This window comes from Streptomyces sp. NPDC048291 (genome assembly GCF_043201715.1).
Lineage (GTDB): Bacteria > Actinomycetota > Actinomycetes > Streptomycetales > Streptomycetaceae > Streptomyces.
Map to the genome: position 1 here is coordinate 148,442 of NZ_JBICZC010000011.1, position 24,714 is coordinate 173,155.

The 24,714-nt window shown below is 72.0% G+C and carries 22 protein-coding genes and 2 pseudogenes; 17 read left to right on the plus strand and 7 right to left on the minus strand.

Going from position 1 to position 24,714, the window contains the following annotated elements; genetic code table 11:
• Positions 1-37 precede the first annotated feature (37 nt).
• From ACGF5O_RS29085 to ACGF5O_RS29095, 3 genes are all read left to right on the plus strand, one after another.
• Positions 38-1,678: an ABC-F family ATP-binding cassette domain-containing protein gene (locus tag ACGF5O_RS29085; RefSeq protein ID WP_393812840.1), complete on the plus strand. Its 1,641-nt coding sequence runs from the start codon at positions 38-40 to the stop codon at positions 1,676-1,678.
• 128 nt (positions 1,679-1,806) lie between these two features.
• Positions 1,807-2,283 (plus strand): DUF1003 domain-containing protein, encoded by a 477-nt coding sequence (locus ACGF5O_RS29090; RefSeq protein ID WP_393812841.1) that lies wholly within the window; start codon positions 1,807-1,809, stop codon positions 2,281-2,283.
• Between the two features lie 152 nt (positions 2,284-2,435).
• Positions 2,436-2,882, plus strand: coding sequence for a hypothetical protein (locus ACGF5O_RS29095; RefSeq protein WP_393812842.1), 447 nt, complete (start codon positions 2,436-2,438; stop codon positions 2,880-2,882).
• On the opposite strand, the gene ACGF5O_RS29100 is transcribed toward ACGF5O_RS29095, so the two are convergent.
• The 4 genes from ACGF5O_RS29100 to ACGF5O_RS29115 form a co-directional block, all read right to left on the minus strand.
• Complete coding sequence (locus tag ACGF5O_RS29100; RefSeq protein WP_393812843.1) at positions 2,872-3,657, minus strand: DUF4232 domain-containing protein; 786 nt, start codon at positions 3,655-3,657, stop codon at positions 2,872-2,874. The genes ACGF5O_RS29095 and ACGF5O_RS29100 overlap by 11 nt on opposite strands.
• 18 nt (positions 3,658-3,675) lie before the next feature.
• Complete coding sequence (locus ACGF5O_RS29105; RefSeq protein WP_393812844.1) at positions 3,676-4,269, minus strand: DinB family protein; 594 nt, start codon at positions 4,267-4,269, stop codon at positions 3,676-3,678.
• 140 nt (positions 4,270-4,409) lie between these two features.
• Positions 4,410-6,794: a Tex family protein gene (locus ACGF5O_RS29110; RefSeq protein ID WP_393812845.1), complete on the minus strand. Its 2,385-nt coding sequence runs from the start codon at positions 6,792-6,794 to the stop codon at positions 4,410-4,412.
• 715 nt (positions 6,795-7,509) lie between these two features.
• Positions 7,510-8,379, minus strand: coding sequence for a hypothetical protein (locus tag ACGF5O_RS29115; protein ID WP_393812846.1), 870 nt, complete (start codon positions 8,377-8,379; stop codon positions 7,510-7,512).
• Positions 8,380-8,515: 136 nt separating this feature from the next.
• Here ACGF5O_RS29115 and ACGF5O_RS29120 point away from each other — a divergent pair, with 136 nt between their 5' ends.
• Positions 8,516-9,484, plus strand: a complete 969-nt coding sequence (locus ACGF5O_RS29120; RefSeq protein WP_393812847.1) for a GlxA family transcriptional regulator — start codon at positions 8,516-8,518, stop codon at positions 9,482-9,484.
• 7 nt (positions 9,485-9,491) lie between these two features.
• Positions 9,492-10,142: a DJ-1/PfpI family protein gene (locus tag ACGF5O_RS29125; protein ID WP_393812848.1), complete on the plus strand. Its 651-nt coding sequence runs from the start codon at positions 9,492-9,494 to the stop codon at positions 10,140-10,142.
• Here the strand turns inward: ACGF5O_RS29125 and ACGF5O_RS29130 are convergent.
• Entirely contained in the window at positions 10,114-10,869 is a 756-nt protein-coding gene (locus ACGF5O_RS29130) for an enoyl-CoA hydratase/isomerase family protein (protein WP_393812849.1), read from the minus strand. The genes ACGF5O_RS29125 and ACGF5O_RS29130 overlap by 29 nt on opposite strands.
• A 326-nt stretch (positions 10,870-11,195) precedes the next feature.
• On the opposite strand from ACGF5O_RS29130, the gene ACGF5O_RS29135 reads away from it, so the two are divergent.
• Positions 11,196-11,690: an ATP-binding protein gene (locus ACGF5O_RS29135; RefSeq protein ID WP_393813115.1), complete on the plus strand. Its 495-nt coding sequence runs from the start codon at positions 11,196-11,198 to the stop codon at positions 11,688-11,690.
• Between the two features lie 6 nt (positions 11,691-11,696).
• Here the strand turns inward: ACGF5O_RS29135 and idi are convergent, their stop codons facing one another.
• Both idi and ACGF5O_RS29145 read right to left on the minus strand, forming a co-directional pair.
• Positions 11,697-12,290 (minus strand): isopentenyl-diphosphate Delta-isomerase, encoded by a 594-nt coding sequence (idi, locus tag ACGF5O_RS29140; RefSeq protein ID WP_362579649.1) that lies wholly within the window; start codon positions 12,288-12,290, stop codon positions 11,697-11,699.
• Between the two features lie 203 nt (positions 12,291-12,493).
• A complete protein-coding gene (locus tag ACGF5O_RS29145) occupies positions 12,494-13,435 on the minus strand; it encodes a cation diffusion facilitator family transporter (protein ID WP_393812850.1) in 942 nt (313 codons plus the stop codon).
• A gap of 425 nt (positions 13,436-13,860) precedes the next feature.
• Between ACGF5O_RS29145 and ACGF5O_RS29150 the strand changes: the two genes are divergently transcribed.
• The 11 genes and pseudogenes from ACGF5O_RS29150 to hpnE form a co-directional block, all read left to right on the plus strand.
• On the plus strand, positions 13,861-15,633 hold the full coding sequence (locus ACGF5O_RS29150) for a DUF5941 domain-containing protein (RefSeq protein WP_393812851.1): 1,773 nt from the start codon (positions 13,861-13,863) through the stop codon (positions 15,631-15,633).
• Entirely contained in the window at positions 15,630-16,382 is a 753-nt protein-coding gene (locus ACGF5O_RS29155; RefSeq protein ID WP_393812852.1) for a sugar phosphate nucleotidyltransferase, read from the plus strand. Before ACGF5O_RS29150 ends, ACGF5O_RS29155 begins: the two co-directional genes overlap by 4 nt.
• The gene (locus ACGF5O_RS29160; protein WP_393812853.1) at positions 16,370-17,431 is read left to right on the plus strand and encodes an iron-containing alcohol dehydrogenase family protein; all 1,062 of its coding nucleotides are present in this window, start codon (positions 16,370-16,372) and stop codon (positions 17,429-17,431) included. The genes ACGF5O_RS29155 and ACGF5O_RS29160 overlap by 13 nt, the downstream gene beginning before the upstream one ends.
• Positions 17,409-18,188 carry a CDP-alcohol phosphatidyltransferase family protein gene (locus ACGF5O_RS29165; protein ID WP_393812854.1) on the plus strand — a complete coding sequence of 260 codons (780 nt, stop codon included), beginning with the start codon at positions 17,409-17,411 and terminating at the stop codon, positions 18,186-18,188. The genes ACGF5O_RS29160 and ACGF5O_RS29165 overlap by 23 nt, the downstream gene beginning before the upstream one ends.
• On the plus strand, positions 18,185-19,069 hold the full coding sequence (locus ACGF5O_RS29170) for a glycosyltransferase family 2 protein (RefSeq protein ID WP_393812855.1): 885 nt from the start codon (positions 18,185-18,187) through the stop codon (positions 19,067-19,069). Before ACGF5O_RS29165 ends, ACGF5O_RS29170 begins: the two co-directional genes overlap by 4 nt.
• 173 nt (positions 19,070-19,242) lie before the next feature.
• A complete protein-coding gene (locus ACGF5O_RS29175) occupies positions 19,243-20,172 on the plus strand; it encodes an ABC transporter permease (RefSeq protein ID WP_393812856.1) in 930 nt (309 codons plus the stop codon).
• 7 nt (positions 20,173-20,179) lie between these two features.
• A complete protein-coding gene (locus tag ACGF5O_RS29180; RefSeq protein ID WP_393813116.1) occupies positions 20,180-20,944 on the plus strand; it encodes an ABC transporter ATP-binding protein in 765 nt (254 codons plus the stop codon).
• Between the two features lie 358 nt (positions 20,945-21,302).
• Positions 21,303-22,205 carry a squalene synthase HpnC gene (gene hpnC / locus ACGF5O_RS29185; RefSeq protein ID WP_393812857.1) on the plus strand — a complete coding sequence of 301 codons (903 nt, stop codon included), beginning with the start codon at positions 21,303-21,305 and terminating at the stop codon, positions 22,203-22,205.
• Entirely contained in the window at positions 22,202-23,155 is a 954-nt protein-coding gene (gene hpnD / locus ACGF5O_RS29190; protein ID WP_362579622.1) for a presqualene diphosphate synthase HpnD, read from the plus strand. The genes hpnC and hpnD overlap by 4 nt, the downstream gene beginning before the upstream one ends.
• Positions 23,155-23,232, plus strand: a pseudogene (locus ACGF5O_RS29195) (DUF6380 family protein); the annotation flags it as partial. The gene hpnD and the pseudogene ACGF5O_RS29195, both read left to right, overlap by 1 nt.
• A pseudogene (hpnE, locus tag ACGF5O_RS29200) lies at positions 23,223-24,713 on the plus strand (hydroxysqualene dehydroxylase HpnE); the annotation flags it as partial. The pseudogenes ACGF5O_RS29195 and hpnE, both read left to right, overlap by 10 nt.
• Between the last annotated feature and the right edge of the window lies 1 nt (position 24,714).

Genomic DNA, 24,714 nt, shown 5'->3' on the forward strand with positions numbered 1-24,714 from the left:
AGCACGGGCTGCCCGGCCCATTAGGATCGGCGTTCTGATGACTGCCACCCTCGTCGCCAAGAACCTCGCCGCCGGGCACGGCGACCGCTCGCTCTTCTCCGGGCTCGACCTCGTCGTCGCGCCCGGGGACGTGATCGGTCTGGTCGGTGCCAACGGCGCGGGCAAGTCCACCCTGCTCCGCCTGCTCGCCGGGCTCACCACCCCCGAACAGGGCGAACTGCGGCTCTCCCCGCCGACCGCGACCGTCGGCCACCTGCCCCAGGAGCCGGAGCGGCGGCCGGGCGAGACCGTCCGCGCCTTCCTGGCCCGCCGCACCGGGGTCGCCGAGGCACAGCGCGTGATGGACGAGGCGACCCAGGCCCTGGTCGACGGCGCACCGGGCGCCGACGACGCCTATGCCGTGAGCCTGGAGCGGTGGCTCGACCTGGGCGGCGCCGACCTGGAGGAGCGCGCCGACGACATCGCCGACTCCCTCGGCCTGGCCGTCGACCTCGACCAGCCGATGACGGCCCTCTCCGGCGGCCAGGCCGCCCGCGCCGGCCTCGCCTCCCTCCTCCTCTCCCGCTACGACGTCTTCCTCCTCGACGAGCCCACCAACGACCTCGACCTGGACGGCCTGGAACGCCTCGAACGGTTCGTGACCGGCCTGCGCGCCGGCACGGTCGTCGTCAGCCACGACCGCGAGTTCCTCACCCGCACGGTCACCAAGGTCCTCGAACTCGACCTCGCCCAGGGGCAGATCAACCTCTACGGCGGCGGCTACGACGCCTACCTGGAGGAACGCGACCTGGCCCGCCGGCACGCCCGCGAGGGCTACGAGGAGTACGCCGACAAGCGGGCCGCCCTCCAGGACCGGGCCCAGATGCAGCGTTCCTGGATGGACAAGGGCGTCAAGAACGCCCGGCGCAAGGCGTCCAACGACAACGACAAGATCGGCCGCAAGTTCCGCAGCGAGGCCAGCGAGAAGCAGGCCGCCAAGGCCCGCCAGACCCAGCGCATGATCGAACGCCTGGACGTCGTCGAGGAGCCCCGCAAGGAGTGGGAACTCCGCATGGAGATCGCGGCGGCCCCGCGGTCCGGCGCCGTCGTCGCCACCCTGCGGGACGCGGAGGTACAGCGCGGCGACTTCGCCTTCGGACCGGTCTCCCTCCAGATCGACTGGGCGGACCGGGTCGCGGTGACCGGCGCGAACGGCGCGGGCAAGTCGACGCTGCTCGCCGCGCTGCTGGGCCGGCTGGAACTGGACGCCGGGCACGCCGCCCTCGGCCCGGGCGTGGTGGTCGGCGAGGTCGACCAGGCCCGCAAGCTCTTCCACGGCACGGAATCCCTGCTGGACGCGTTCTGCGCGGCCGTACCGGACACCGAACCGGTGGAAGTCCGCACCCTGCTCGCCAAGTTCGGCCTCAAACAGGACCACGTGCTCCGGTCCGCGACCACCCTCTCCCCGGGCGAACGCACCCGCGCCGCCCTCGCCCTCCTCCAGGGCCGCGGCGTCAACCTCCTGATCCTGGACGAGCCGACGAACCACCTCGACCTCCCCGCCATCGAACAGCTGGAGTCCGCCCTCGGCACCTACGAGGGCACCCTCCTCCTGGTCACCCACGACCGCCGCATGCTGGACGCGGTCCACGTGACCCGCCGCCTGGAGGTTGCGGCGGGCAAGGTGACCGAACGCTAGAACTCCCGGGCTGCAGGCGCCCCCTTTTGGGGCGCGGGGAACTGCGCGAGCAACCACGACGCACCCGCAGCCGCCCGACAACCCGGCCCGGCCCGGCCCGGCACCGCACACCTGCCAGGAGAGTGTCCATGAGCTCATCGCCGAAGCACCCGGCCCTTCGGATCACGAACGAAGAGGACGTCCTCGCGCAACTGCGCGGAACCCAGGACCGGATCGCGGACGCCATCACCGCCTGGGCCGGGACCATGGGGTTCGTGTACCTGCACGCCCTGTGGTTCGCGGTCTGGATCGTCTGCAACGAGGGCGTGTTCGGCAAGGGCGCGATCTGGGACCCGTTCCCCTTCGGCCTGCTCACCATGATCGTCAGCCTGGAGGCGATCTTCCTGTCCACCTTCGTGATGGTGAGCCAGAACCGCCAGGCCGCCCGCGAGAACGTCCGCGCCGACCTGGACTTCGAGACCAACGTGCGCTCGGAGGTGTGGTCCATCCACATGGGCCGCGCCCTCGGCATCGACCCCGTGGAGGTCGAGCGGCGCGTCCAGGAACTGCTCGCGGAGAACCGCGCCCGGATGAACGGCACCGCCCAGCCCCCGAAGGGGACCTGATCCGCCGGCCGACCGGGTCTCTCTGACAGTCATTCGACGGAGGCGCGCAGCTCCTGCCGCATGGAACCACGGACCGGCGTCCGGGCGGGCCGGACCTGTGCCCGAAGGAGCGCGCGCATGGGCCGTCCTCGCGGTCTCGCCGGAGGCGGGGCATGACCGACCGGCACGGCATGCTGCTCTCCTCCGACCTCGTGGGCGAAGCCGCCGCGGACGGGGCGGCGCCCACCGTCGACGCCCCGCCGCCCCGGGACGTGCGGCGCGCCGCCGACCTGCTGCGGCTGCTGGTCTCCCTGGCCGCCCTCGCGCTGACGCTGCTGGTGGCGGTCGCCACCCGGGATTTCGCCCGCAGGGCACAGCAGGGCCTGCTCACCGCCGCCACCGCGCTGCCACCCGCCCTGCGCGACGCGCTCGTCGGCACGGTGCAGGCGGTCGCCATGCTCGCTCCGCCGGCCGCCCTGGTCGTCCTCGTCGTACGGCGCCGGTTCGACGCGGTGTCGAGGGTGCTGCCCGCCGCGGCCGCCGGGGACCGGGGCCGCGGCGCCCTCGAAGCCGGCCTCGTCGCGGGTCTGATGACGGGCGTGCATCAAGTCAGGTGGTGACACCGAAGGGGGTGACTTCCACCTGCTCCTCGCACGGATCCACGTTCTTCAAGTGCGTGAGGGTCAGCGGCCGGGAGTCGCCGGGCACCCGGATGTCGACTCCGTAAGGCCGTTCGAGGTCTATGACGCAGAACGCCCAGGACATCGTGAAGGTGGTCGTGCGCCCCGGAGCGAGGACCACCGTGGAAGGGGCCGTCGCGGGGGAGCGGGTGACCTTGAACGACCGGGTGCCCGAGGTACTCACCACATCGGGGCAGGGTGAGGCGTCCGGCGTCGTGCAGATGTAGATGGTGCCATCGCCGAAGAAGGTGAGACCGGGCCAGCCACCCAGCCCGCATGCCGAGCCCGAGCGATTGCGCAACACGACCTGTGTGGCGGACCGCCTCGGCCCACCGTGGTCGTACGTGGTGTTCGGCCCTTCCGAGGCCGTCAGGTCGCGGGCCGTGCATGCGGGAGCGGTGGGCGGAGGGACGACGGTGCGGGACCGGGTGTTCGAGGGGAGGGCCGTCCGCCTCGGCGTCGGTGCCCCGGTGGCCTCGGCCGCCTTGGCGGTTCGTCGAGCGGGGGAGGCCGACGTCGCCGCGGCGGTGGGGCGCGCCGTCGTCTCGTACGTGCCGGACGCGTCGGGAACGGAATAGTGAATTCCCGAATCACAGGCCACAGTTGCGACCATCAGCAGGCCGGCCACCAGAACCTGTCTTCCACCCCGTGTACGCATGGCGCGAACGCTATGCACGATCATGGGGCGCCCACAGGTACGACGGCGAGTCGACATGATCCTTTCGTCTGTCGTTCACCGGCCGCCCCGCCCGGCCTCCTCGGCCGCCCGCTCCACCCGGTCCCGGTGCTCGGCCCGGGCCGCCGCGTCGCCGGGCGCCGTGTTGGCGCCGTCCGCCCGCTGCCCCGTAGCCCCGTCGACGAGCTCGCGCACGATGTCGGCGTGACCGGCGTGCCGTTGGGTCTCGGCGACCAGGTGGGTGAGGACGCGGTGGAGGGTGATCTCCCTCGGCGGGTCGACGGGCAGCCGCCCGACCGCGTCGAGCGGCAGGGCGGCGATCGTCTCGTCCGAGTGGGCCCAGACCCGCCGGTACACGCCGACTGTCGCCGCACGCGTTTCGTCGGCCCGCGCCCACAGATCTCCGTTGGGCTCCGTGGCACCGGTGAACCACAGCGGTGGTGCCCCGTCGAAGGGCCGCCCGAAGGTCACCCCGAGGTACCACGCCTCGGCACCGGCGAGATGCTTGACCAGCCCCAGCAGATTCGTCCCCGTGGGAGTCAACGGCCGCCGTACGTCGTACTCGCCGAGCCCCTCCAGCTTCCACAGCAGCACGTCACGGGCGTCCTGGAGGTACGTCTGAAGATCGGCCTTGAAGTCTGATCCAGTCATGCGACCAGTCTCCGGACCGACAGATCCCGGTCCACCGAATATGGCGCACCGGGGGCGAAACACGCCCCGTCAGGGGCGTGGGGAACTGCGCGACCAGCCACGACGGGCCCGCAGCTCCCCACCACCCCCGAGAGACACCCTCAGCGCTTCCCGTCCTTCCCGCCCAGCAATCCGGCCCGGCGCAGAGCATCGGCCATCGCACTGTTCGCCGGCGGCGGCGCGGAAGCCTGACGAGCGCCGCCCCCCTGCCGCTGCTGCTGTTGCCGCTGCTGCGGCGGACGCCCGCCGCCGCCCCGCTGCTGTTGCTGGCGGCGCTCGCCGCCGGAGGCCAGCGCCGCCTCGTCGTCCAGCCGCAGCGTCAGCGAGATCCGCTTGCGCGGGATGTCCACGTCGAGGACCTTCACCTTGACGATGTCACCCGGCTTCACCACGTCCCGCGGGTCCTTGACGAAGGTCTTGGACAGCGCGGAGACATGCGCCAGACCGTCCTGGTGGACACCGACGTCGATGAACGCGCCGAACGCCGCCACGTTCGTCACCACGCCCTCCAGGACCATCCCGGAGGACAGGTCGGAGATCTTCTCGACGCCCTCCTTGAAGGTGGCCGTCTTGAAGGCCGGACGCGGGTCGCGCCCCGGCTTCTCCAGCTCCTTGAGGATGTCGGTGACGGTCGGCAGACCGAACGTCTCGTCCACGAAGTCCGTCGGCCGCAGCGAGCGCAGCGCCCCCGTGTTGCCGATGAGCGCGGCCACCTCCTGGCCCGACGTCTTCACCATCCGCCGGACGACGGGGTACGCCTCGGGGTGGACGCTCGACGCGTCCAGCGGGTCGTCGCCGCCGCGGATGCGCAGGAAGCCCGCGCACTGCTCGTACGCCTTCGGGCCGAGCCGGGCCACGTTCTTCAGCTGGCCGCGGGAGGTGAACGGGCCGTTGGCGTCGCGGTGGGCCACGATGTTCTCGGCGAGCCCGGAGGTGATGCCGGAGACCCGGGCGAGCAGTGGCGCGGAGGCGGTGTTGACGTCCACCCCGACGCCGTTCACACAGTCCTCGACCACCGCGTCCAGCGAGCGCGACAGCTTCACCTCGGAGAGGTCGTGCTGGTACTGGCCGACGCCGATCGACTTGGGGTCGATCTTCACCAGCTCGGCCAGCGGGTCCTGGAGCCGCCGCGCGATGGAGACCGCGCCGCGCAGCGACACGTCCATGTCGGGCAGCTCCTGGGAGGCGAAGGCGGAGGCCGAGTACACGGACGCGCCGGCCTCGGACACCATCACCTTGGTGAGCTTCAGGTCCGGGTGCCTGGTGATGAGCTCACCGGCGAGCTTGTCGGTCTCGCGGGACGCCGTGCCGTTGCCGATCGCGACCAGGTCGACCGCGTGCTCCTTGGCCAGGCGGGCCAGCTTGGCGATCGCCTCGTCCCACTTGTTCGCCGGGACGTGCGGGTAGATGACGTCGGTGGCGACCACCTTGCCGGTGGCGTCGACCACGGCGACCTTCACGCCGGTGCGGAAACCCGGGTCCAGGCCCAGGGTCGCGCGGGTGCCGGCCGGGGCGGCGAGCAGCAGGTCGCGCAGGTTCGCCGCGAAGACGTCGACGGCCTCGTCCTCGGCGGCCGTGCGCAGGCGCAGCCGCAGGTCGATGCCGAGGTGGACGAGGATCCGGGTGCGCCAGGCCCAGCGGACCGTGTCCGACAGCCACTTGTCGCCGGGCCGCCCGCGATCACTGATCGCGAACTTGTGGGCGACGATGCCCTCGAACGAGGACGGCCCCTCGGTCGCCTCCTCCGGCTCCAGGACGAGGTCGAGGACCTCCTCCTTCTCGCCGCGCAGCATCGCCAGGATCCGGTGCGAGGGCAGCGCGGTGAACGGCTCGGCGAACTCGAAGTAGTCGGCGAACTTCGCGCCCGCCTCCTCCTTGCCGTCCCGCACCTTCGCGGCGAGCCGGCCGCGCACCCACATGCGCTCGCGCAGCTCACCGATCAGGTCGGCGTCCTCCGAGAAACGCTCGGTGAGGATCGCGCGGGCGCCGTCCAGGGCGGCCTGCGGATCGGCTACGCCCTTGTCGGCGTCGACGAAGGCGGCGGCCGCCGCCAGCGGCTCCACGCCCGGGTCCCCGAGCAGCCCCTCGGCCAGTGGTTCGAGACCGGCCTCCCGCGCGATCTGCGCCTTGGTCCGCCGCTTCGGCTTGTACGGCAGGTAGATGTCCTCCAGCCGCGCCTTGGTCTCCGCGCCCCGGATCTGTGCCTCCAGCTCGGGGGTGAGCTTGCCCTGCTCCCGCACCGACTCCAGGATCGCCGTCCGCCGCTCCTCCAGCTCCCGCAGGTAGCGCAGCCGCTCCTCGAGCGTGCGCAGCTGCGCGTCGTCGAGCATCTCGGTCGCTTCCTTGCGGTAGCGGGCGATGAAGGGCACCGTCGAACCGCCGTCGAGCAGCTCCACGGCAGCCTTGACCTGCCGCTCCCGTACGCCGAGTTCCTCGGCGATCCTGCCTTCGATGGACCCTGGAACCAGGGACCCGGGTGTCGTCACGATCCCGTACCGCCTTCTCCACTGAGGTTGCGCCGCAATTGTGGCAGGTGACACCGACAACCGGGCCCCAGGGCACCGTTCCGCGACACGGACTCTCCACGAATCCCCCGCACACCCGGGTGCCCCGCTCGCACACCCGAACGAACCACCCGAACGAACCCGGATCGCCTCCCCCCGGATCGCCTCCGCCCCGACCGTCCCCGCCCGGATCGCCTCCACCCGGATAGCCCCCCACTCCGATCGCGCCCGCCCCACCCCGATCGCCCGCTCCCGACGAACCCCCCGCTTCCCACGACCCGCCGCGACGGCGCTCAGCCCGGACGGCGTTGTTCGGCGGTGCCGAATCGCGTCGGGCGAAGGGACGGCCCGGTCCCGATCGTCTGGCTCCGACGAACTGTGCGCCCCTCGACCCGCCGCGACGGCGCTCAGCCCGGACGGCGTTGTTCGGCGGTGCCGAATCGCGTCGGGCGAAGGGCCGGCCCGGTCCCGATCGTCTGGCTCCGACGAACTGTGCGCCCCTCGACCCGCCGCGACGGCGCTCAGCCCGGACGGTGCTGGTCGGCGGTGCCGAATCGCGTCGGGCGAAGGGCCGGCCCGGTCCCGATCGTCTGGCTCCGACGAACTGTGCGCCCCCGACCCGCCGCAACGGCGCTCAGCCCCGGCGGTGCCGAACCGGCCCCGCGCCCCGGACCGCGTCACGCCCGCGGGGGCTGCGTCAGCCCTTGCCGATGAGATCCGCGGGGAACGCCCCCGCGGCCACCGCCGCCCTCGCGAAGTCCGCCGACAGTTCGGTCAGCCGGGCCACCCCGTCGGCTCCCAGGTGCTCGTACGGTGCCCGGTCCAGGCGGTCCGTCTCCGTCTCGATGTCCGCCCGCAGGGCCACCCCCGCCTCGGTCAGTTCACCCGCGGGGTCGAGCAGGCCGCGCTCGCGCAGCCGGTGCACCGCCGCGTCCCAGTCGTCCTGGTTCCAGCCGCGCGTGGCGAACACCCACTTCGGGGCCATGCCCTTGCCGGTCGCCGTGTGCGTCACCACCGCCTCCAGACCGTCGAGACCGGCCACCAGCAGCGCCGCGAGGTGCCCGTCGCCGCGGTGCTCGCGCAGCAGCGTGCTCGCGTACCAGTAGGCGAGGTGGGGCTCCCGGGGCACCGGCAGGTCCGCGTGGGCCGCGTACAGCGGGCGGCCTGAGCGCGAGCAGGCCTCGGTGGCGCGCAGCGCGAGCCGCGCCGCCTCGGCCATCCGGTCGGAGACCACCGCGTCCGCGCCGAGCAGCCGCCGCATCGACGCGTCGACGGCACGCGCGCGTGCGGCGAGGACGTCCTTTGGGGACGCTGTCTCCCAGACGGCCGGCACATGCCGGGCCACCAGCTCGTACTTGTAGTTGTAGAACGTCGCCGTCACCGTGCCGGCCCCGACCCGCCCCAACGCGGCCGCCCGCACCGCGAAGTTGACGGCCCGCGGATGGGTGACCCCGAGCGCGGCCAGTTCCTCGGCCAGCTCGGGGCTGAAGAAGTGGGTCGCGTGCAGGGAGTTGAGCAGGGTGTTGCAGCGGCGGCCGGCGCGCGGCTCCAGGGCGGCGGTTGTCATGGGCGCACGCTACTGACTGGTTGGTACGGACTTCCAGTGTCCGGCCCCATGGAGATCGCGTACGACCTCCGGCATGGCAGGAAAGGTGGGCTGCTCGTCATTGCGGCCATCACCGGACCGGCCGACAATCGACGACATGGCGCAGCGCACCGTTCTCGTCGTCCTCTTCGACGGCGTCCAGAGCCTCGACGTCACCGGCCCCGTGGAGGTCTTCGCGGGCGCCGAGACCCACACCCCGGGCAGCTACCGGATCCGTACCGCCTCCCTGGACGGCGGCCCGGTGCGCACCTCCAGCGGGTTGACCGTCGTACCGGACCAGGCCCTGGCCGACGCCTGCGACCCGGACACCCTGCTGGTCCCCGGCGGCCAGGGCACCCGGCGGCCCGCCCCGGAGCTGGTGGCGTGGCTGCGGGCGCACGGGCCGCGCGCCGGGCGGCTGGTCTCCGTCTGCACCGGCGCCGTCCTGCTCGCCGACGCCGGGCTCCTGGACGGCCACCGGGCGACCACCCACTGGGCGTACTGCGCCGAGCTGGCCCGCGACCATCCCGCCGTCGAGGTCGACCCCGACCCGATCTACGTCCGGGACGGTCACGTCGCCACCTCGGCGGGTGTCACCTCGGGCATCGACCTGGCGCTCGCCCTCGTCGAGGAGGACCTGGGCCGGGACGTCGCGCTCACCGTCGCCCGGCACCTGGTGGTGTTCCTGCGCAGACCCGGCAACCAGGCCCAGTTCAGCGCCCAGCTCGCCGCCCAGACCGCACGGCGGGCACCGCTGCGGGAGGTCCAGCAATGGATCACCGAGCACCCGGACGGCGACCTGAGCGTCGAGGCGCTGGCCGCCCGCGCCGCGCTCTCGCCCCGCCACTTCGCGCGCGCCTTCCAGGCCGAGACCGGGGCGACGCCCGGCCGCTACGTGGACCGGGTCCGGCTGGAACACGCCCGCCGGCTCCTGGAGGACTCCGGCGACGGGGTCGAGGAGGTCTCCCGCGCCAGCGGCTACGGCACGCCCGAGGCGATGCGCCGCGCCTTCCTCAGGGCCCTCGGCACGACCCCCGCCGAGTACCGGCGCAGGTTCAGCCCGGCCCCCGTCCGCCCACCCCGCTAGGAGAGCCATGCAGATCGCGATCGTCCTCTTCGACCGCTTCACCGCCCTCGACGCCGTGGGGCCCTACGAGACCCTGGGCCGCCTCCCGGACTCCGAGGTCGTCTTCGTCGCCGAGGAGGCCGGCCCCGTCCGCACCGACAACGGGCAGCTCGCCCTGACCGCGGCGAAGACCTTCGCCGAGGTGCCGCACCCCGATGTCGTGGTCGTCCCGGGCGGCCCCGGCCAGACCCCGCAGATGACGAACCAGGCCCTCCTCGACTGGCTCCGCGCCGCCGACGCCGGCAGTACCTGGACGACCTCCGTGTGCACCGGCTCCCTGCTGCTCGCCGCCGCGGGCCTCCTCGACGGGCGCCGCGCCACCTCGCACTGGCTGGCCCTCGACGCACTGCGCGGGTTCGGCGCCGAGCCGAGCGGGGAGCGGGTCGTCCTCGACGGCAAGTACGTCACCGCGGCCGGCGTCTCCGCCGGCATCGACATGGGCCTCACCCTGATCGGCCGGATCGCCGGAGACGTGGTCGCCCAGACCGTACAGCTCGGCATCGAGTACGACCCGCAGCCGCCCTACGACGCGGGCTCCCCGCGGACGGCGCCCGCCGAGGTCGTCGACCTGCTCCGCTCGTCGAGCCGGTTCATCCTCGGGGCGGAACCGCCCAGGTGAACCGCGGCTGACGGCGCTCCAGGAACGCGGCGACGCCCTCGGCGGTGTCGCCGCTGCCGCGTGCCTGCTCCGCCCAGTGCGCGTCCCGGTCCGTGCGGCCGTTCGCGAACTCCTTCGCGGCGGCCTGCGTCAGCTGCGAGCGGGCGGCCAGGATCCGGGTGAACTCGGCCACCCGCTTGTCCAGTCCGCCCTCCGGCAGCACCTCGTCGACCAGACCGGTGCGCAGCGCCCGTTCCGCGTCGATCAACTCTCCGGAGAAGAGCAGGTACTTGGTGGCGGCCGGGCCGACGAGGGACACCAGGCGGCGGGTGGAGGCGGCCGGGTAGACGATGCCGAGCTTCGCCGGTGTCACCCCGAACAGCGCGCCCTCCTCGGCGAACCGCAGGTCGCAGGCGGCGGCGAGCTGCGAGCCGCCGCCGACGCAGTGGCCTCGGACCGCGGCGAGGGTCGGCCGGGGGAACGCGGCGAGGGCCTCCTCGGCGGCGACGGCCAGGGACTGCGCCTCGGCCGGGGAGCCCCGGAGGGTGGAGATGTCGGCGCCGGCGCAGAAGGTGCCGCCCTCGCCGGTGAGCACGAGAACCCGCACGGCGGGGTCGGCCGCGAGGGTGTCGAGGAGGGGCGGGAGGGCGCTCCACATCTCCGCGGTCATCGCGTTGCGTTTGGCAGGGTTGCCAATGACTACCGTGGCAACGGCGTTTCTGACCTGGTGGTCGAGACGGGGCTCCATAGTGCGGGATGGTATCCGCGCCCGAGGAAGGCGGAATTTCGGTGGTGCCGCGGCTGCGGGTGCGTGGCGGCTGTTCGCGCTGTTCCCCGCGCCCCTGGGCAGGCGCGCTCGTCCACCTCGGAAAGTTCTCATACCCGTACAACCCGAATAGTTCGCGAAATCGGTATCGAGGAGGGCAAGAGTCGTTCCACAACTGACCTTGTCATACGCCAACGGTCAGATCCGCTCGATATTCGCTGACTTGTGTTCAGTCATCCGGGCCGGCGCGGGTCGTTGCCAACACTCGTCGTGTGGTGACAATCGAGCGCGAGGGTGGCGACCGGACGATGGAGAACCACGGGCGCGGGCATGACCCGCGTCCAGAGGGAGGCGGAGCTCCGCCGCCGGATCCGCTGCCGTACGAAGGAGTCTGGCGGTTCACCGCCCCCGCCGTGGACGCCTCGGTCCCGCAGGCGCGGCGCGCCGTACGGGACCTGCTCCAGCGCCAGGGCGTCCCGGTCTCGGAGGACCTGGTGTACGGGCTGTTGCTGATCGTCTCCGAGCTGGTCACCAACGCGGTCAAGCACGCGGCGCTGCTGTCGCCGATGCTCGCCGTCGAGGTCGCCGTCGGCGCCGAGTGGGTGCGGGTGTCGGTGGAGGACAACCACCCCTACCGCCCCACCGCCCTGGAGGCCGACCACGGCCAGACCGGCGGCCGGGGGCTGCTGCTGGTGCGGGAGGTGGCCCGGGAGGCGGGCGGGGTCGTGGACGTGGAGCACACGTCGAGCGGCGGCAAGGTGATCTGGGCCGCCCTGCCGCTCAAACCCGCGACGCTGCCCTGAGGGGCTTCACCAGCCGGCGGCCGGGCCCGTCAGCTCCCTGATCGCTGGGCGGGCCGCGTCCAGCACGGTCATGAACCAGGCCGAGAAGGGATCCTGGGCGTGCCGCTCGGCCAGCTCGGCGGCCGTCACGAAGACGGTCGCCTCGACCTCCTCGGGATCCGGCGCGAGCGGCGCCTGCACCATGCCGACGAACAGGTGGTTGAACTCCTGCTCGACCAGGCCGGAGGCCGGGTCCGGGTGGTTGTAGCGGACCGTGCCCGCCTCGGCGAGCAGCGACGGGGAGACCCCCAGCTCCTCGAAGGTCCGCCGGGCCGCCGCCGCGAAGGGCGCCTCACCGGGGTAGGGATGGCCGCAGCAGGTGTTGGACCACACGCCGGGGGAGTGGTACTTGCCCAGGGCCCGCTGCTGGAGCAGCAGCCTGCCCTGCTCGTCGAAGAGGAAGACGGAGAACGCCCGGTGCAGCTGCCCGGGCGGCTGGTGCGCGGCCAGCTTCTCCGCGGTGCCGATGGTCACACCCTTCTCGTCGACGAGTTCGAGGAAAATCGCGTCTGCGGTCCCTTCCGACGTGCTGTGCGTCGCGGTGGCAGGTGTGATCGGCATACCCATCCTTCGCCTCGGTCTTCGCACCAAGTCTGCCGTACGAATCCGACACTCCCGGCACTTCCCGGCACGGGCACGCCGGAAGAGGGACCCGGTACTTGATCGTGCCCTACGGGTGCCGGAGGGAACCGTCCGGGGGTCTCGAACACAAGGACGCCGGGGGAGCGCGGAGCGCCGCGTTCCGGGGTCCGGCCGTGCCGGGGTCAGTGGCAGAGCCGGGCCTCGTGCTCCGCGTGCCCGCCCGGCTCCAGCTGGAAGGTGCAGTGCTCCACGTCGAAGTGGTGGCCCAGGCAGCCCTGCAGCTCGTGCAGCATCTTCTCGTGGCCGATGGCGCTCAGTACGTCCGAGCGGACCACCACGTGCGCCGACAGCACCGGCATCCCCGAGGTGATCGTCCAGGCGTGCAGGTCGTGGACGTCCTCCACGCCGTCCAGCGCCAGGATGTGCGACCGCACCTCCGTCATGTCGACGTCCCGCGGAGCCGCCTCCAGCAGGACGTCCAGGGTCTCGCGCAGCAGCTTCAGCGTCCTCGGCACGATCATCAGGCCGATCGCCAGCGACGCGATCGGGTCGGCCGTCTGCCAGCCGGTGGTGAGGATCACCACGGCCGAGATCAGCACCGCCAGCGAGCCCAGCGCGTCGGCCGCCACCTCCAGGAAGGCCCCGCGCACGTTCAGGCTCTCCTGCTGACCGCGCACCAGCAGCGTGAGCGAGATCATGTTGGCGACCAGGCCGATCAGACCGAACACGATCATCTGGCCACCGTGGGTGTCCGCGGGCGTGACGAACCGCTGGATCGCCTCGTACAGCACGTACCCGCCGACCACGAGCAGCAGCAGGCAGTTGGCCAGGGCGGCGAGGATCTCGGCGCGGGCGAGGCCGAAGGTGCGGTTGGTGCTCGGGGGACGGTTGGCGAAGTGGATCGCCAGCAGGGCCATGCCGAGGCCCAGCGCGTCGGTCGCCATGTGGGCCGCGTCCGCGATCAGCGCGAGCGAGTCGGCCACCAGGCCGCCGGCGATCTCGACCACCATCACCCCGAGGGTGATGGCGAGCGCCACCCGGAGCCGGCCGCGGTACGCCGCCGCGGCCGTACCGGTCGGCGGTGCGTGGCCGTGCCCGTGGCCGTGGTCGTGCCCTGCCCCCATGAGATACGCCTCCTGTTGTTCGCCCGGGATCACAGTGAACTACGGGTGGGGGGTATCCGGCAACGCGGCACTGAACACCGTTGTCATGTGCCCTGACCTGCGGAAACGATGCCCAGGTCAGGGCACCCTCAGTTACCTTCGGTGGCGGACCGGACCCCGCGGGTGGCCGGTCGTCCGGCCCTGGACAGGTGTCCTCAATGCCCGTTCTGTGAACGCCATTTGTGAGCCGGGGCCCGGATCGCCGATGATGATCTCGGCAAAGGCAGGGACAGGGTAGACCGACCGTGCCGTGAACGGCCGGTGAACAAGCAGTCCTCACCATCCGCTAACCTCTGCCGAATGCCGTCCGGGGGCCACCAGGCACATGCCGCCCCACCACGCAGCAGACCGGCGCCCGTACGCCGGCACCCAGGGAGTGAGTTCGGTTGTCGACCGCCATCGTCACCGGTCCGCCGGTGCCCGGATCGTCACTGGAGAGCGATCTGCGGGCGCTCGGCTTCGAGGTGCGGGCGGCATCGGACACCGCCGAGGCCGAGGCCCTGCTCACGGCCGTACCCGCCGACCGGCGCGTCGCCGTGGTCGACGCGCGTTTCGTCGGCCACGCGCACGCTCTGCGCCTCGGCCTCACCGACCCCCGCTTCCCGCTCGCCGCGATCCCCGGCGCCGTCACCGCCCAGCCGGCCGCCCGTCCGGCCCTGGCCCGGGCGCTGGCCCGGGAGGCCGCCGCGGGCGGCGCCACCGACCTCGCCGTCGACGGCCTGGTCACCGCCCTGGACGCGGACGTCCACCGCCCCGAGCTGGGCAGCCTGGTCGCCGCCGTCCCCGCCGACCCGCAGGCCCGCAACGAGGCACGGCAGGCCGTCGCCGCCGTCGACGACGAGGCCGTACGCCTGAAGTCGGCCGTGAAGTCCCGGGACGGCTTCTTCACCACCTTCTTCATCAGCCCGTACTCGCGCTACCTCGCCCGCTGGTGCGCCCGGCGCGGACTGACCCCCAACCAGGTCACCACCGCCTCGCTGCTCACCGCCCTGATCGCGGCGGCCTGCGCGGCCACCGGCACCCGGACCGGCTTCGTCGCCGCGGGCGTCCTGCTGCTCTGCTCGTTCGTCCTGGACTGCACCGACGGGCAGCTCGCCCGCTACTCCCTGCAGTACTCCACGCTCGGCGCCTGGCTGGACGCCACCTTCGACCGGGCCAAGGAGTACGCCTACTACGCCGGCCTGGCCCTCGGCGCCGCCCGCGGCGGCGACGACGTGTGGGCGCTCGCCCTCGGCGCGATGGTCCTGCAGACCTGCCGGCACGTGGTCGACTTCTCCTTCAACGAGGCCAACCACGACGCCACCGCCAACACCAGCCCCACCGCCGCGCTCTCCGGCCGGCTCGACAGCGTCGGCTGGACGGTCTGGGTGCGCCGGATGATAGTCCTGCCCATCGGCGAACGATGGGCCCTGATAGCCGTCCTCACGGCCGCCACCACCCCCCGGATCACCTTCTACGTACTGCTGGCCGGTTGCGCCTTCGCCGCCACGTACACCACGGCCGGGCGGGTGCTGCGGTCGCTGACCCGGAAGGCGAAGCGGACCGACCGGGCGGCGAAGGCTCTGGCGGACCTGGCCGACACCGGCCCGCTGGCGGAGCTGAGCGCCCGCGTCCTGCACCGCGCGAGCAGGGGTCCGGCCGTGCTGTGGGCGGCGGCCGGTACCGCGCTCCTGCTCCTCGCCGCCTGGCTCGACGGCCCGGGTCCTGCGCTCGTCGGGGGCGCCGTCGTCTACGTACTGATCTCGTCCGAGGCGGTCGTCAAACCCCTCAAGGGCGCCCTCGACTGGCTGGTCCCGCCCCTCTTCAGGGCCGCCGAATACGGCACCGTCCTGATCCTCGCAAGCAAATCCGGGGTGAACGGAGCCCTTCCTGCGGCTTTCGGCCTGGTGGCCGCCGTCGCCTACCATCACTACGACACGGTGTACCGCATCCGCGGTGACGCCGGGGCGCCGCCGGCCTGGCTGGTACGTGCCGTCGGGGGACAGGAAGGGCGGACGCTGCTGGTCGTCGTCCTGGCCACGGCGCTCACCGCCGCGCAGTTCAAGGCCGCGCTCACGGTCCTCGCCGTGCTCGTGGCCGGGCTGGTGCTCGTCGAGAGCATCCGCTTCTGGGTGTCCGCAGGGGCGCCCGCCGTACACGACGAAGGAGAACCCGCATGATCGGCCTCGTGCTGGCGGCCGGCGCCGGACGGCGTCTGCGCCCCTACACCGACAGCCTGCCCAAGGCGCTGGTGCCGGTGGGGCCTGCCGGGATAGAGGACTCGATCACGGTGCTCGACCTGACCCTCGGCAACTTCGCCGAGATCGGCCTGACCGAGGTCGCGATCATCGTCGGCTACCGCAAGGAGGCCGTCTACGAGCGCAAGGCGGCCCTGGAGGCCAAGTACGGGCTCAAGCTCACCCTCATCGACAACGACAAGGCCGAGGAGTGGAACAACGCCTACTCCCTGTGGTGCGGCCGTGACGCCCTCAAGGACGGCGTGATCCTCGCCAACGGCGACACCGTGCACCCGGTCTCCGTCGAGAAGACGCTGCTCGCCGCCCGCGGCGACGGCCGGCGGATCATCCTCGCCCTGGACACCGTGAAGTCCCTCGCGGACGAGGAGATGAAGGTCGTCGTCGACGCCGACAAGGGCATGACGAAGATCACCAAGCTGATGGACCCCGCCGAGGCCACCGGCGAGTACATCGGCGTCACCCTCATCGAGGGCGACGCCGCGCCGGAGCTGGCCGAGGCGCTGAAGGCGGTCTGGGAGACCGACCCGCAGCAGTTCTACGAGCACGGCTACCAGGAGCTGGTCAACCGCGGCTTCCGCATCGACGTCGCGCCCATCGGCGACGTCCGGTGGGTCGAGATCGACAACCACGACGACCTCGCCCGGGGACGGGAGATCGCGTGCCTGTACTGACCCGGCTGATCCCCTCGCCGGTCGTCGTCGACATCCGCCCGGGTGCCCTCGACGACCTCGCCGGCGTGCTCGCCGACGAACGCATCTCGCACTCCGGCCGGCTCGCCGTCGCCGTCAGCGGCGGCTCCGGCTCGAAGCTGCGCGACCGGGTCTCGCCCACCCTGCCCGGTGCCACCTGGTACGAGGTCGGCGGCGGCACCCTCGACGACGCGATCCGACTGGCCGGCGAGATCAAGGCCGGCCGCTACGACGCGGTCGTCGGCCTCGGCGGCGGCAAGATCATCGACTGCGCCAAGTTCGCGGCGGCCCGGGTGGGCCTGCCGCTGGTCGCCGTGCCGACGAACCTCGCGCACGACGGCCTGTGCTCGCCCGTCGCCACCCTCGACAACGACGCGGGCCGCGGGTCGTACGGCGTGCCCAACCCGATCGCGGTCGTCATCGACCTCGACGTCGTCCGGGAGGCCCCGGCGCGCTTCGTGCGCTCCGGGATCGGCGACGCCGTCTCCAACATCTCGGCGATCGCGGACTGGGAGCTGTCCCACCGCGTCACCGGCGAGAAGATCGACGGTCTGGCCGCCGCCATGGCCCGGCAGGCCGGGGAGGCGGTGCTGCGCCACCCCGGCGGCATCGGCGAGAACGACTTCCTCCAGGTCCTCGCCGAGGCGCTGGTGCTCAGCGGCATCGCCATGTCGGTGTCGGGCGACTCCCGCCCGTCCTCCGGCGCCTGCCACGAGATCAACCACGCCTTCGACCTGCTCTTCCCGAGGCGTGCCGCCAGCCACGGCGAGCAGTGCGGACTCGGCGCGGCCTTCGCGATGTACCTGCGCGGAGCCCACGAGGAGTCCGTGTACATGGCCGATGTGCTGCGCCGGCACGGACTGCCGGTGCTGCCGGAGGAGATCGGCTTCACCGTGGACGAGTTCGTCCGGGTCGTCGAGTTCGCCCCGGAGACCCGGCCCGGCCGCTACACCATCCTCGAACACCTCGACCTCAAGACCCACCAGATCAAGGACTTCTACGTCGACTATGTCAAGGCCATCGGTAGCTGAACTCCGTCCGGTCGTCCACCCCGCTGGGGTCAAGGACCGGCGCAGCGGTGAGCACTGGATGGGGCGCCTCTACATGCGTGAGGTGTCCCTGCGGGTCGACCGCTACCTGGTCAACACCAGGGTCACGCCCAACCAGCTCACGTACCTGATGACCGTCTTCGGCGTGCTCGCGTGCCCGGCCCTGCTGGTGCCGGGCATCTGGGGCGCCGTGCTCGGCGTGGTGTGCGTCCAGATGTACCTGCTGCTCGACTGCGTCGACGGCGAGGTCGCCCGCTGGAAGCAGCAGTACTCCCTCGGCGGGGTCTACCTCGACCGGGTCGGGGCGTACCTGACCGACGCGGCCGTCCTGGTCGGGCTCGGGCTGCGCGCCGCCGACCTGTTCGGCAGCGGCCGTATCGACTGGCTGTGGGCCTTCCTCGGCACCCTGGCCGCGCTCGGCGCCATCCTGATCAAGGCCGAGACCGACCTGGTCGGTGTCGCCCGCCACCAGGCCGGGCTGCCCGTGGTCAAGGAGGCCGCCGCCGAGATGCGGTCCTCCGGGATGGCGCTGGCCCGGCGGGCCGCCGCCCTGTTCCGGTTCCACCGGCTGATCCTGGGCATCGAGGCCTCGCTGCTGATCCTGCTGCTGGCCGTCGCCGACCACTTCCACGGCGACCTGTTCTGGACCCGGCTCGGCACCGCCGTGCTGGCCGGCATCGCGCTGCTGCAGACCCTGCTGCACCTGGTCTCGGTCCTCGCGTCGAGCAGGCTGCGGTGAGCGCCGGGCTGAAGGTCGGCGCGGTCGTCATCACCATGGGCAACCGCCCCGACGAACTGCGTGCCCTCCTCGACTCGGTCGCCAAGCAGGACGGCGAGCGGGTCGAGGTGGTCGTCGTCGGCAACGGCTCGCCCGTTCCGGACGTCCCGGACGGCGTCCGCACCCTGGAGCTGCCCGAGAACCTCGGCATCCCCGGCGGCCGCAACGTCGGCATAGAGGCCTTCGGCCCGAGCGGCCGTGACGTCGACATACTGCTCTTCCTCGACGACGACGGCCTGCTCGCCGAGCACGACACCGCCGAGCTGTGCCGCCAGGCCTTCACCGCCGACCAGCGGCTCGGCATCATCAGCTTCCGCATCGCCGACCCGGACACCGGCGCCACCCAGCGCCGGCACGTGCCGCGGCTGCGGGCCTCCGACCCGATGCGCTCCTCCCGGGTCACCACCTTCCTCGGCGGCGCCAACGCCGTCCGCACCCAGGTCCTCGCCGAGGTCGGCGGCCTGCCGGACGAGTTCTTCTACGCCCATGAGGAGACCGATCTGGCCTGGCGGGCCCTGGACGCCGGCTGGATGATCGACTACCGCTCCGACATGGTCCTCAACCACCCCACCACCGCCCCCTCCCGGCACGCGGTCTACCACCGGATGGTCGCCCGCAACCGGGTCTGGCTGGCCCGCCGCAACCTGCCTGCCCCCCTGGTCCCGGTCTACCTCGGGGTGTGGCTGCTGCTGACCCTGCTGCGCCGTCCCTCCCGCCCGGCCCTGCACGCCTGGTTCGCCGGCTTCCGGGAGGGCTGGACGACCCCCTGCGGACCCCGCCGCCCGATGCGCTGGCGGACCGTGTGGAAACTCACGCGACTGGGCCGTCCCCCGGTGATCTGACAAGCTCGAAGGTGCGTGTCCGCGCGTACGGCCTGCGGACACGCCACGGGAACGGCCGCGCACGGCGCGCGGACGCCCCCGGGAATGTGTCTGATGGCGGAGACGTGTCGCGTCCACTAGCACAATTCCGTAAGACGAACGTAAGACGATTCTGAGGACGAAGGCTCCGACCCTTGAGTGAGACAACGCATGACGGCGGGCTCGCGGTGACCGCGGCTCCGTCGCCCGACGACGGCCTCACGGCGGCGCAGCTCGCCGCCAGGTACGGGCTCACGGTGAGCGGCGCACGCCCCTCGCTGACCGAGTACGTGCGCCGGCTCTGGGGGCGGCGCCACTTCATCCTGGCCTTCTCGCAGGCGAAGCTCACGGCCCAGTACAGCCAGGCCAAGCTCGGCCAGCTCTGGCAGGTGGCGACGCCGCTGCTGAACGCCGCCGTGTACTACTTCATCTTCGGCGTCATCCTGCACGCCAGCCGCGGTATGTCGCAGGACATCTACATCCCGTTCCTGGTCACCGGCGTGTTCACCTTCACGTTCACCCAGAGCTCGATCATGACGGGCGTGCGGGCGATCTCGGGCAACCTCGGTCTGGTGCGCGCGCTGCACTTCCCGCGCGCCTCGCTGCCGATCTCCTTCGCGCTACAGCAGCTCCAGCAGCTGCTGTTCTCGATGATCGTGATGGTCGCCGTGGTGGTCGGGTTCGGCAGCCGCCCGGGCCTGTCCTGGGTGCTGGTCGTCCCGATCCTGTTCCTGCTGTTCCTCTTCAACACCGGCCTGGCCCTGGTCGTGGCCCGGCTGGGCGCCAAGACGCCGGACCTCGCCCAGCTGCTGCCGTTCATACTGCGCACCTGGATGTACATGTCCGGTGTGATGTTCTCGATCACCAAGATGATGGAGGGCCGCCCGGAGTGGGCGCGCACGCTGTTCCAGGTGAACCCCGCCACCGTCTTCATGGACCTGATGCGCTTCGCCCTCATCGACGGCTACGGCGCCTCGAACCTGCCGCCGCACGTCTGGGCCGTCGCGCTGTCCTGGGCCCTGGTCGTGTTCGCCGGCGGATTCGTGTACTTCTGGAAGGCGGAGGAGCGGTACGGCCGTGGCTGAGCAGACCATGGGGGAGCGGATCCCCACCGTCATCGCGGAGGACGTGCACATCGTCTACCGCGTCAACGGCGCCAAGAGCGGCAAGGGCAGCGCGACCGCCGCCCTCAGCCGCATCTTCCGGCGCGGCGACGAGCGGGGCGTGCGCAAGGTGCACGCGGTCCGCGGCGTCTCCTTCGTCGCCTACCGCGGCGAGGCCATCGGCCTGATCGGCTCCAACGGATCCGGCAAGTCGACCCTGCTGCGGGCCATCGCCGGCCTGCTCCCCGCCGAGCAGGGCAGGGTCTACACCAACGGCCAGCCCTCGCTGCTCGGCGTCAACGCGGCCCTGATGAACGACCTCACGGGCGAGCGCAACGTCATCCTGGGCGGCCTCGCCATGGGCATGTCCCGGGAGGACATCAAGGAGCGCTACCAGCAGATCGTCGAATTCTCCGGCATCAACGACAAGGGCGACTTCATCACCCTGCCGATGCGCACCTACTCCTCCGGCATGGCGGCCCGGCTCCGCTTCTCCATCGCCGCCGCCAAGGACCACGACGTCCTCATGATCGACGAGGCGCTGGCCACCGGTGACGCGGCCTTCCGCAAGCGCTCCGAGGACCGGATCCGGGAACTGCGCGAGCACGCCGGCACCGTGTTCCTGGTGAGTCACAACAACAAGTCGATCCGTGACACCTGTGACCGGGTGCTGTGGCTGGAGCGCGGTGAGCTGCGCATGGACGGCCCGACCGAAGAGGTGCTCAAGGAGTACGAGAAGTTCACGGGCAAGTAGCCCCGTCCGGCCCAGGCCCCGCCGGAACCTTTCCGGCGGGGCCCGCGTCTGCAAAGGAAGCGTCAACTCGGGCTCGCCTTAGGAATCTTGACGCCAATCGGTGTGTTGTTGTGATCTGCGGGACACCCCGACGAACCTCGATGCGTTGTACAACGTAAGCTGTACCGGTCCCGGAAAGCGGCAAGTGGGGCGATAATGCGCGACACCCTCCGCCGGGCCGCCCCGCGGACTCCTGGGCGGCGTGTCCGAAATAGTGTGTATTGGGTCGGCAGTGTAGAACGGGAGATGTGACGGCAATGGCTACGGAAACTCCCCAGCTCAACGCAGGCCGCGCCGTCCCGGCCCCGGGCAGCGAACGGTGACGGCAACCGGCCCGGTGCGCACCGGAGACCCGGAGCGCGGCACCCTGGACAAGGCCGCGGACGAGAACTTCCCCGTGGCCCCGTTCTTCCTGCCGAAAGCCTGGCGCGACGACCTGATGGCGGTGTACGGCTTCGCCCGCCTCGTCGACGACATCGGCGACGGCGACCTGGCCCCCGGCGGTGCCGACGCCCGCCTCCTGGGAGTGCCCCCGCGGGACGCCGAGGACCGCCTGGTCCTGCTCGACGCCTTCGAGGCCGACCTGCGCCGCGTCTTCGACGCCGTCCCGCACCATCCGCTGCTGCGCCGCCTGCAGCCCACGGTCCGCCGTCGCGAACTGACCCCCGAGCCGTTCCTCGGGCTGATCGCCGCCAACCGCCAGGACCAGCTCGTCAAGCGCTACGAGACCTACGACGACCTGCTCGCCTACTGCGAGCTGTCCGCCAACCCCGTCGGCCGCCTGGTCCTCGCCGTCACCGGCACCTCGACCCCCGAGCGGATCCGGCTCTCCGACTCGATCTGCACCGCACTCCAGATCGTCGAACACCTCCAGGACGTGGCCGAGGACCTCGGCCGCGACCGGATCTATCTGCCCGCCGAGGACATGAAGCGCTTTCACGTCCAGGAGGCGGACCTCGCCAGGAAAACCACGGGCGCATCGGTGCGTGCACTGGTTGCATACGAAGCACAACGCGCCCGCGATCTCCTGAATGAAGGCGCCCCCCTTGTGGGTAGCGTCCACGGCAGGTTGAAGCTGCTGCTTGCGGGGTTCGTGGCGGGGGGAAGGGCGGCGGTCCACGCGATCGCCGCCGCCGAATACGACGTACTTCCCGGCCCGCCCAAGCCCGGCAAGGGCCGGTTGCTGCGTGAGGCGGGCGTGACTCTGCGAGGAGAGGGGTGATCCGGACCGTGGACTCTCCCACACACGTGTCCGCACCGGTACTCGCCGCCTACAGCTACTGCGAGACGGTCACCGGACAGCAGGCACGGAACTTCGCCTACGGCATCCGGCTGCTCCCGGCGCCCAAGCGGCGTGCCATGTCGGCGCTCTACGCCTTCTCCCGGCGTGTCGACGACATCGGCGACGGCGAGCTGGCGGACGACGTGAAGGCGGCCCGACTGGAGGACACCCGGGCGCTGCTCGCCCGGGTCCAGGACGGCGCGGTCGGCGAGGACGACACCGACCCGGTCGCGGTCGCCCTCGCCCATGCCGCCCAGGCCTTCCCGATCCCGCTGGGCGGCCTGGACGAGCTGATCGACGGCGTCCTGATGGACGTCCGCGGCGAGACCTACGAGACCTGGGACGACCTCAAGGTCTACTGCCGCTGCGTGGCGGGTGCCATCGGCCGGCTCTCGCTCGGCGTGTTCGGTACGGAACCGGGGGCGCGCGGCGCCGAGCGCGCGCCGGAGTATGCCGACACGCTCGGGCTCGCGCTCCAGCTCACCAACATCCTCAGAGACGTCCGCGAGGACGCCGGCAACGGCCGTACCTATCTGCCCTCGGACGATCTCGCCAAGTTCGGCTGCTCGGCCGGGTTCCACGGGCCGACCCCGCCGGAGGGCTCCGACTTCGCGGGGCTCGTGCACTTCGAAGTACGGCGCGCCCGTGCCCTTTTCGCCGAGGGCTACCGGCTGCTGCCCATGCTGGACCGGCGCAGCGGCGCCTGTGTCGCCGCCATGGCCGGCATCTACCGCCGCCTGCTCGACCGCATCGAGCGCGAACCGGAGGCGGTGCTGCGCGGCCGGGTCTCGCTGCCCGGACGCGAGAAGGCGTACGTCGCGGTGCGCGGCCTGTCCGGGCTCGACACCCGGCGCCACACCTCCCGCCTGACCGTCAGGAGGCGCGCCTGATGGACAAAGTGGGTCAAGGTGACTCCACCGGAGAGAAACGGCAGGCAACCCTCCGGCACGGCGTGGCGTCCCTGACTGCGACGGCCCGACCTGCCCCGTTCCACCGGCACGGCGGGCGGGCAGGGGAGGAAGCACGATGACCGACGGCACGCGATCCGAGCGGACGCCCGACGACATGCCGTCCGGGCGCACCGCGGTCGTGATCGGCGGCGGCCTCGCGGGCATCACGGCGGCGCTCGCGCTCGCCGACGCCGGGGTGCGCGTCACCCTTCTCGAAGGCAGGCCGAGGCTCGGCGGGCTCGCCTTCTCCTTCCAGCGCGGCGACCTGACCGTCGACAACGGCCAGCACGTGTACCTGCGTTGCTGCACCGCCTACCGCTGGTTCCTCGACCGCATCGAGGGCACGGCGCTGGCACCGCTGCAGGACCGCCTCGACGTACCCGTCCTGGACCTCGCCAAGCCGGAGGGGCGGCGCCTGGGCAGGCTGAAGCGCGACCCGCTGCCGGTCCCCCTGCATCTGGGACGCGGCCTGGCCGCCTATCCGCACCTCTCGCTCGCCGAGCGGGCCAGGGTGGGGCGTGCCGCGCTCGCGCTCAAGGGGCTCGACCTCGCCGATCCGAGCCTGGACGCACAGGACTTCGGCAGCTGGCTGGCCGCCCACGGCCAGTCGGCGCGTGCCGTCGAGGCCCTGTGGGACCTGGTCGGGGTCGCCACCCTCAACGCGGTCGCGGGCGACGCCTCGCTGGGGCTCGCCGCGATGGTGTTCAAGACCGGTCTGCTGTCCGACCCGGGCGCGGCCGACATCGGCTGGGCCCATGTGCCGCTGGGCGAACTGCACGACCGGCTGGCCCGCAAGGCGCTCGACTCCGCGGGCGTGCGTACCGAGGTCCGTACACGCGTCACCTCCGTCTCCACTAACGAGAACGGGAGCTGGAGCGTTCAGGTTCCCGGCGAGACGCTCACCGCCGACGCCGTCGTGCTCGCCGTCGCCCAGCGCGAGGCCCACGACCTGCTGCCCTCCGGTGCCCTGGACGCCCCGGAAAACCTGCTGGAGATCGGCACCGCGCCGATCCTCAACGTCCATGTGGTCTACGACCGCACGGTGCTCACCAAGCCGTTCTTCGCGGCCCTCGGCACCCCGGTCCAGTGGGTGTTCGACCGGACCCACGCCTCCGGGCTGCGCGACGGCCAGTACCTCGCGTTGTCCCAGTCGGCCGCCCAGGACGAGATCGACCTGCCCGTGGCGGACCTGCGCGAGCGCTATCTGCCCGAGCTGGAACGGCTGTTGCCCGGTGCGCGCGGCGCCGGGGTGCGGGACTTCTTCGTGACCCGGGAGCGCACCGCGACGTTCGCCCCCACCCCAGGCGTCGGGCGGCTGCGGCCCGGCGCCCGCACCAAGGCACCCGGCCTCTACCTGGCCGGAGCGTGGACCGCCACCGGGTGGCCCGCGACCATGGAGAGTGCGGTCCGCAGCGGTGTCAGCGCGGCCGATGCCGCGTTGAGCACTCTGGGCCGGCCCCGCCCCCGTCACCTCTTCGAGTTCGAGGAGGCGGCGTGAC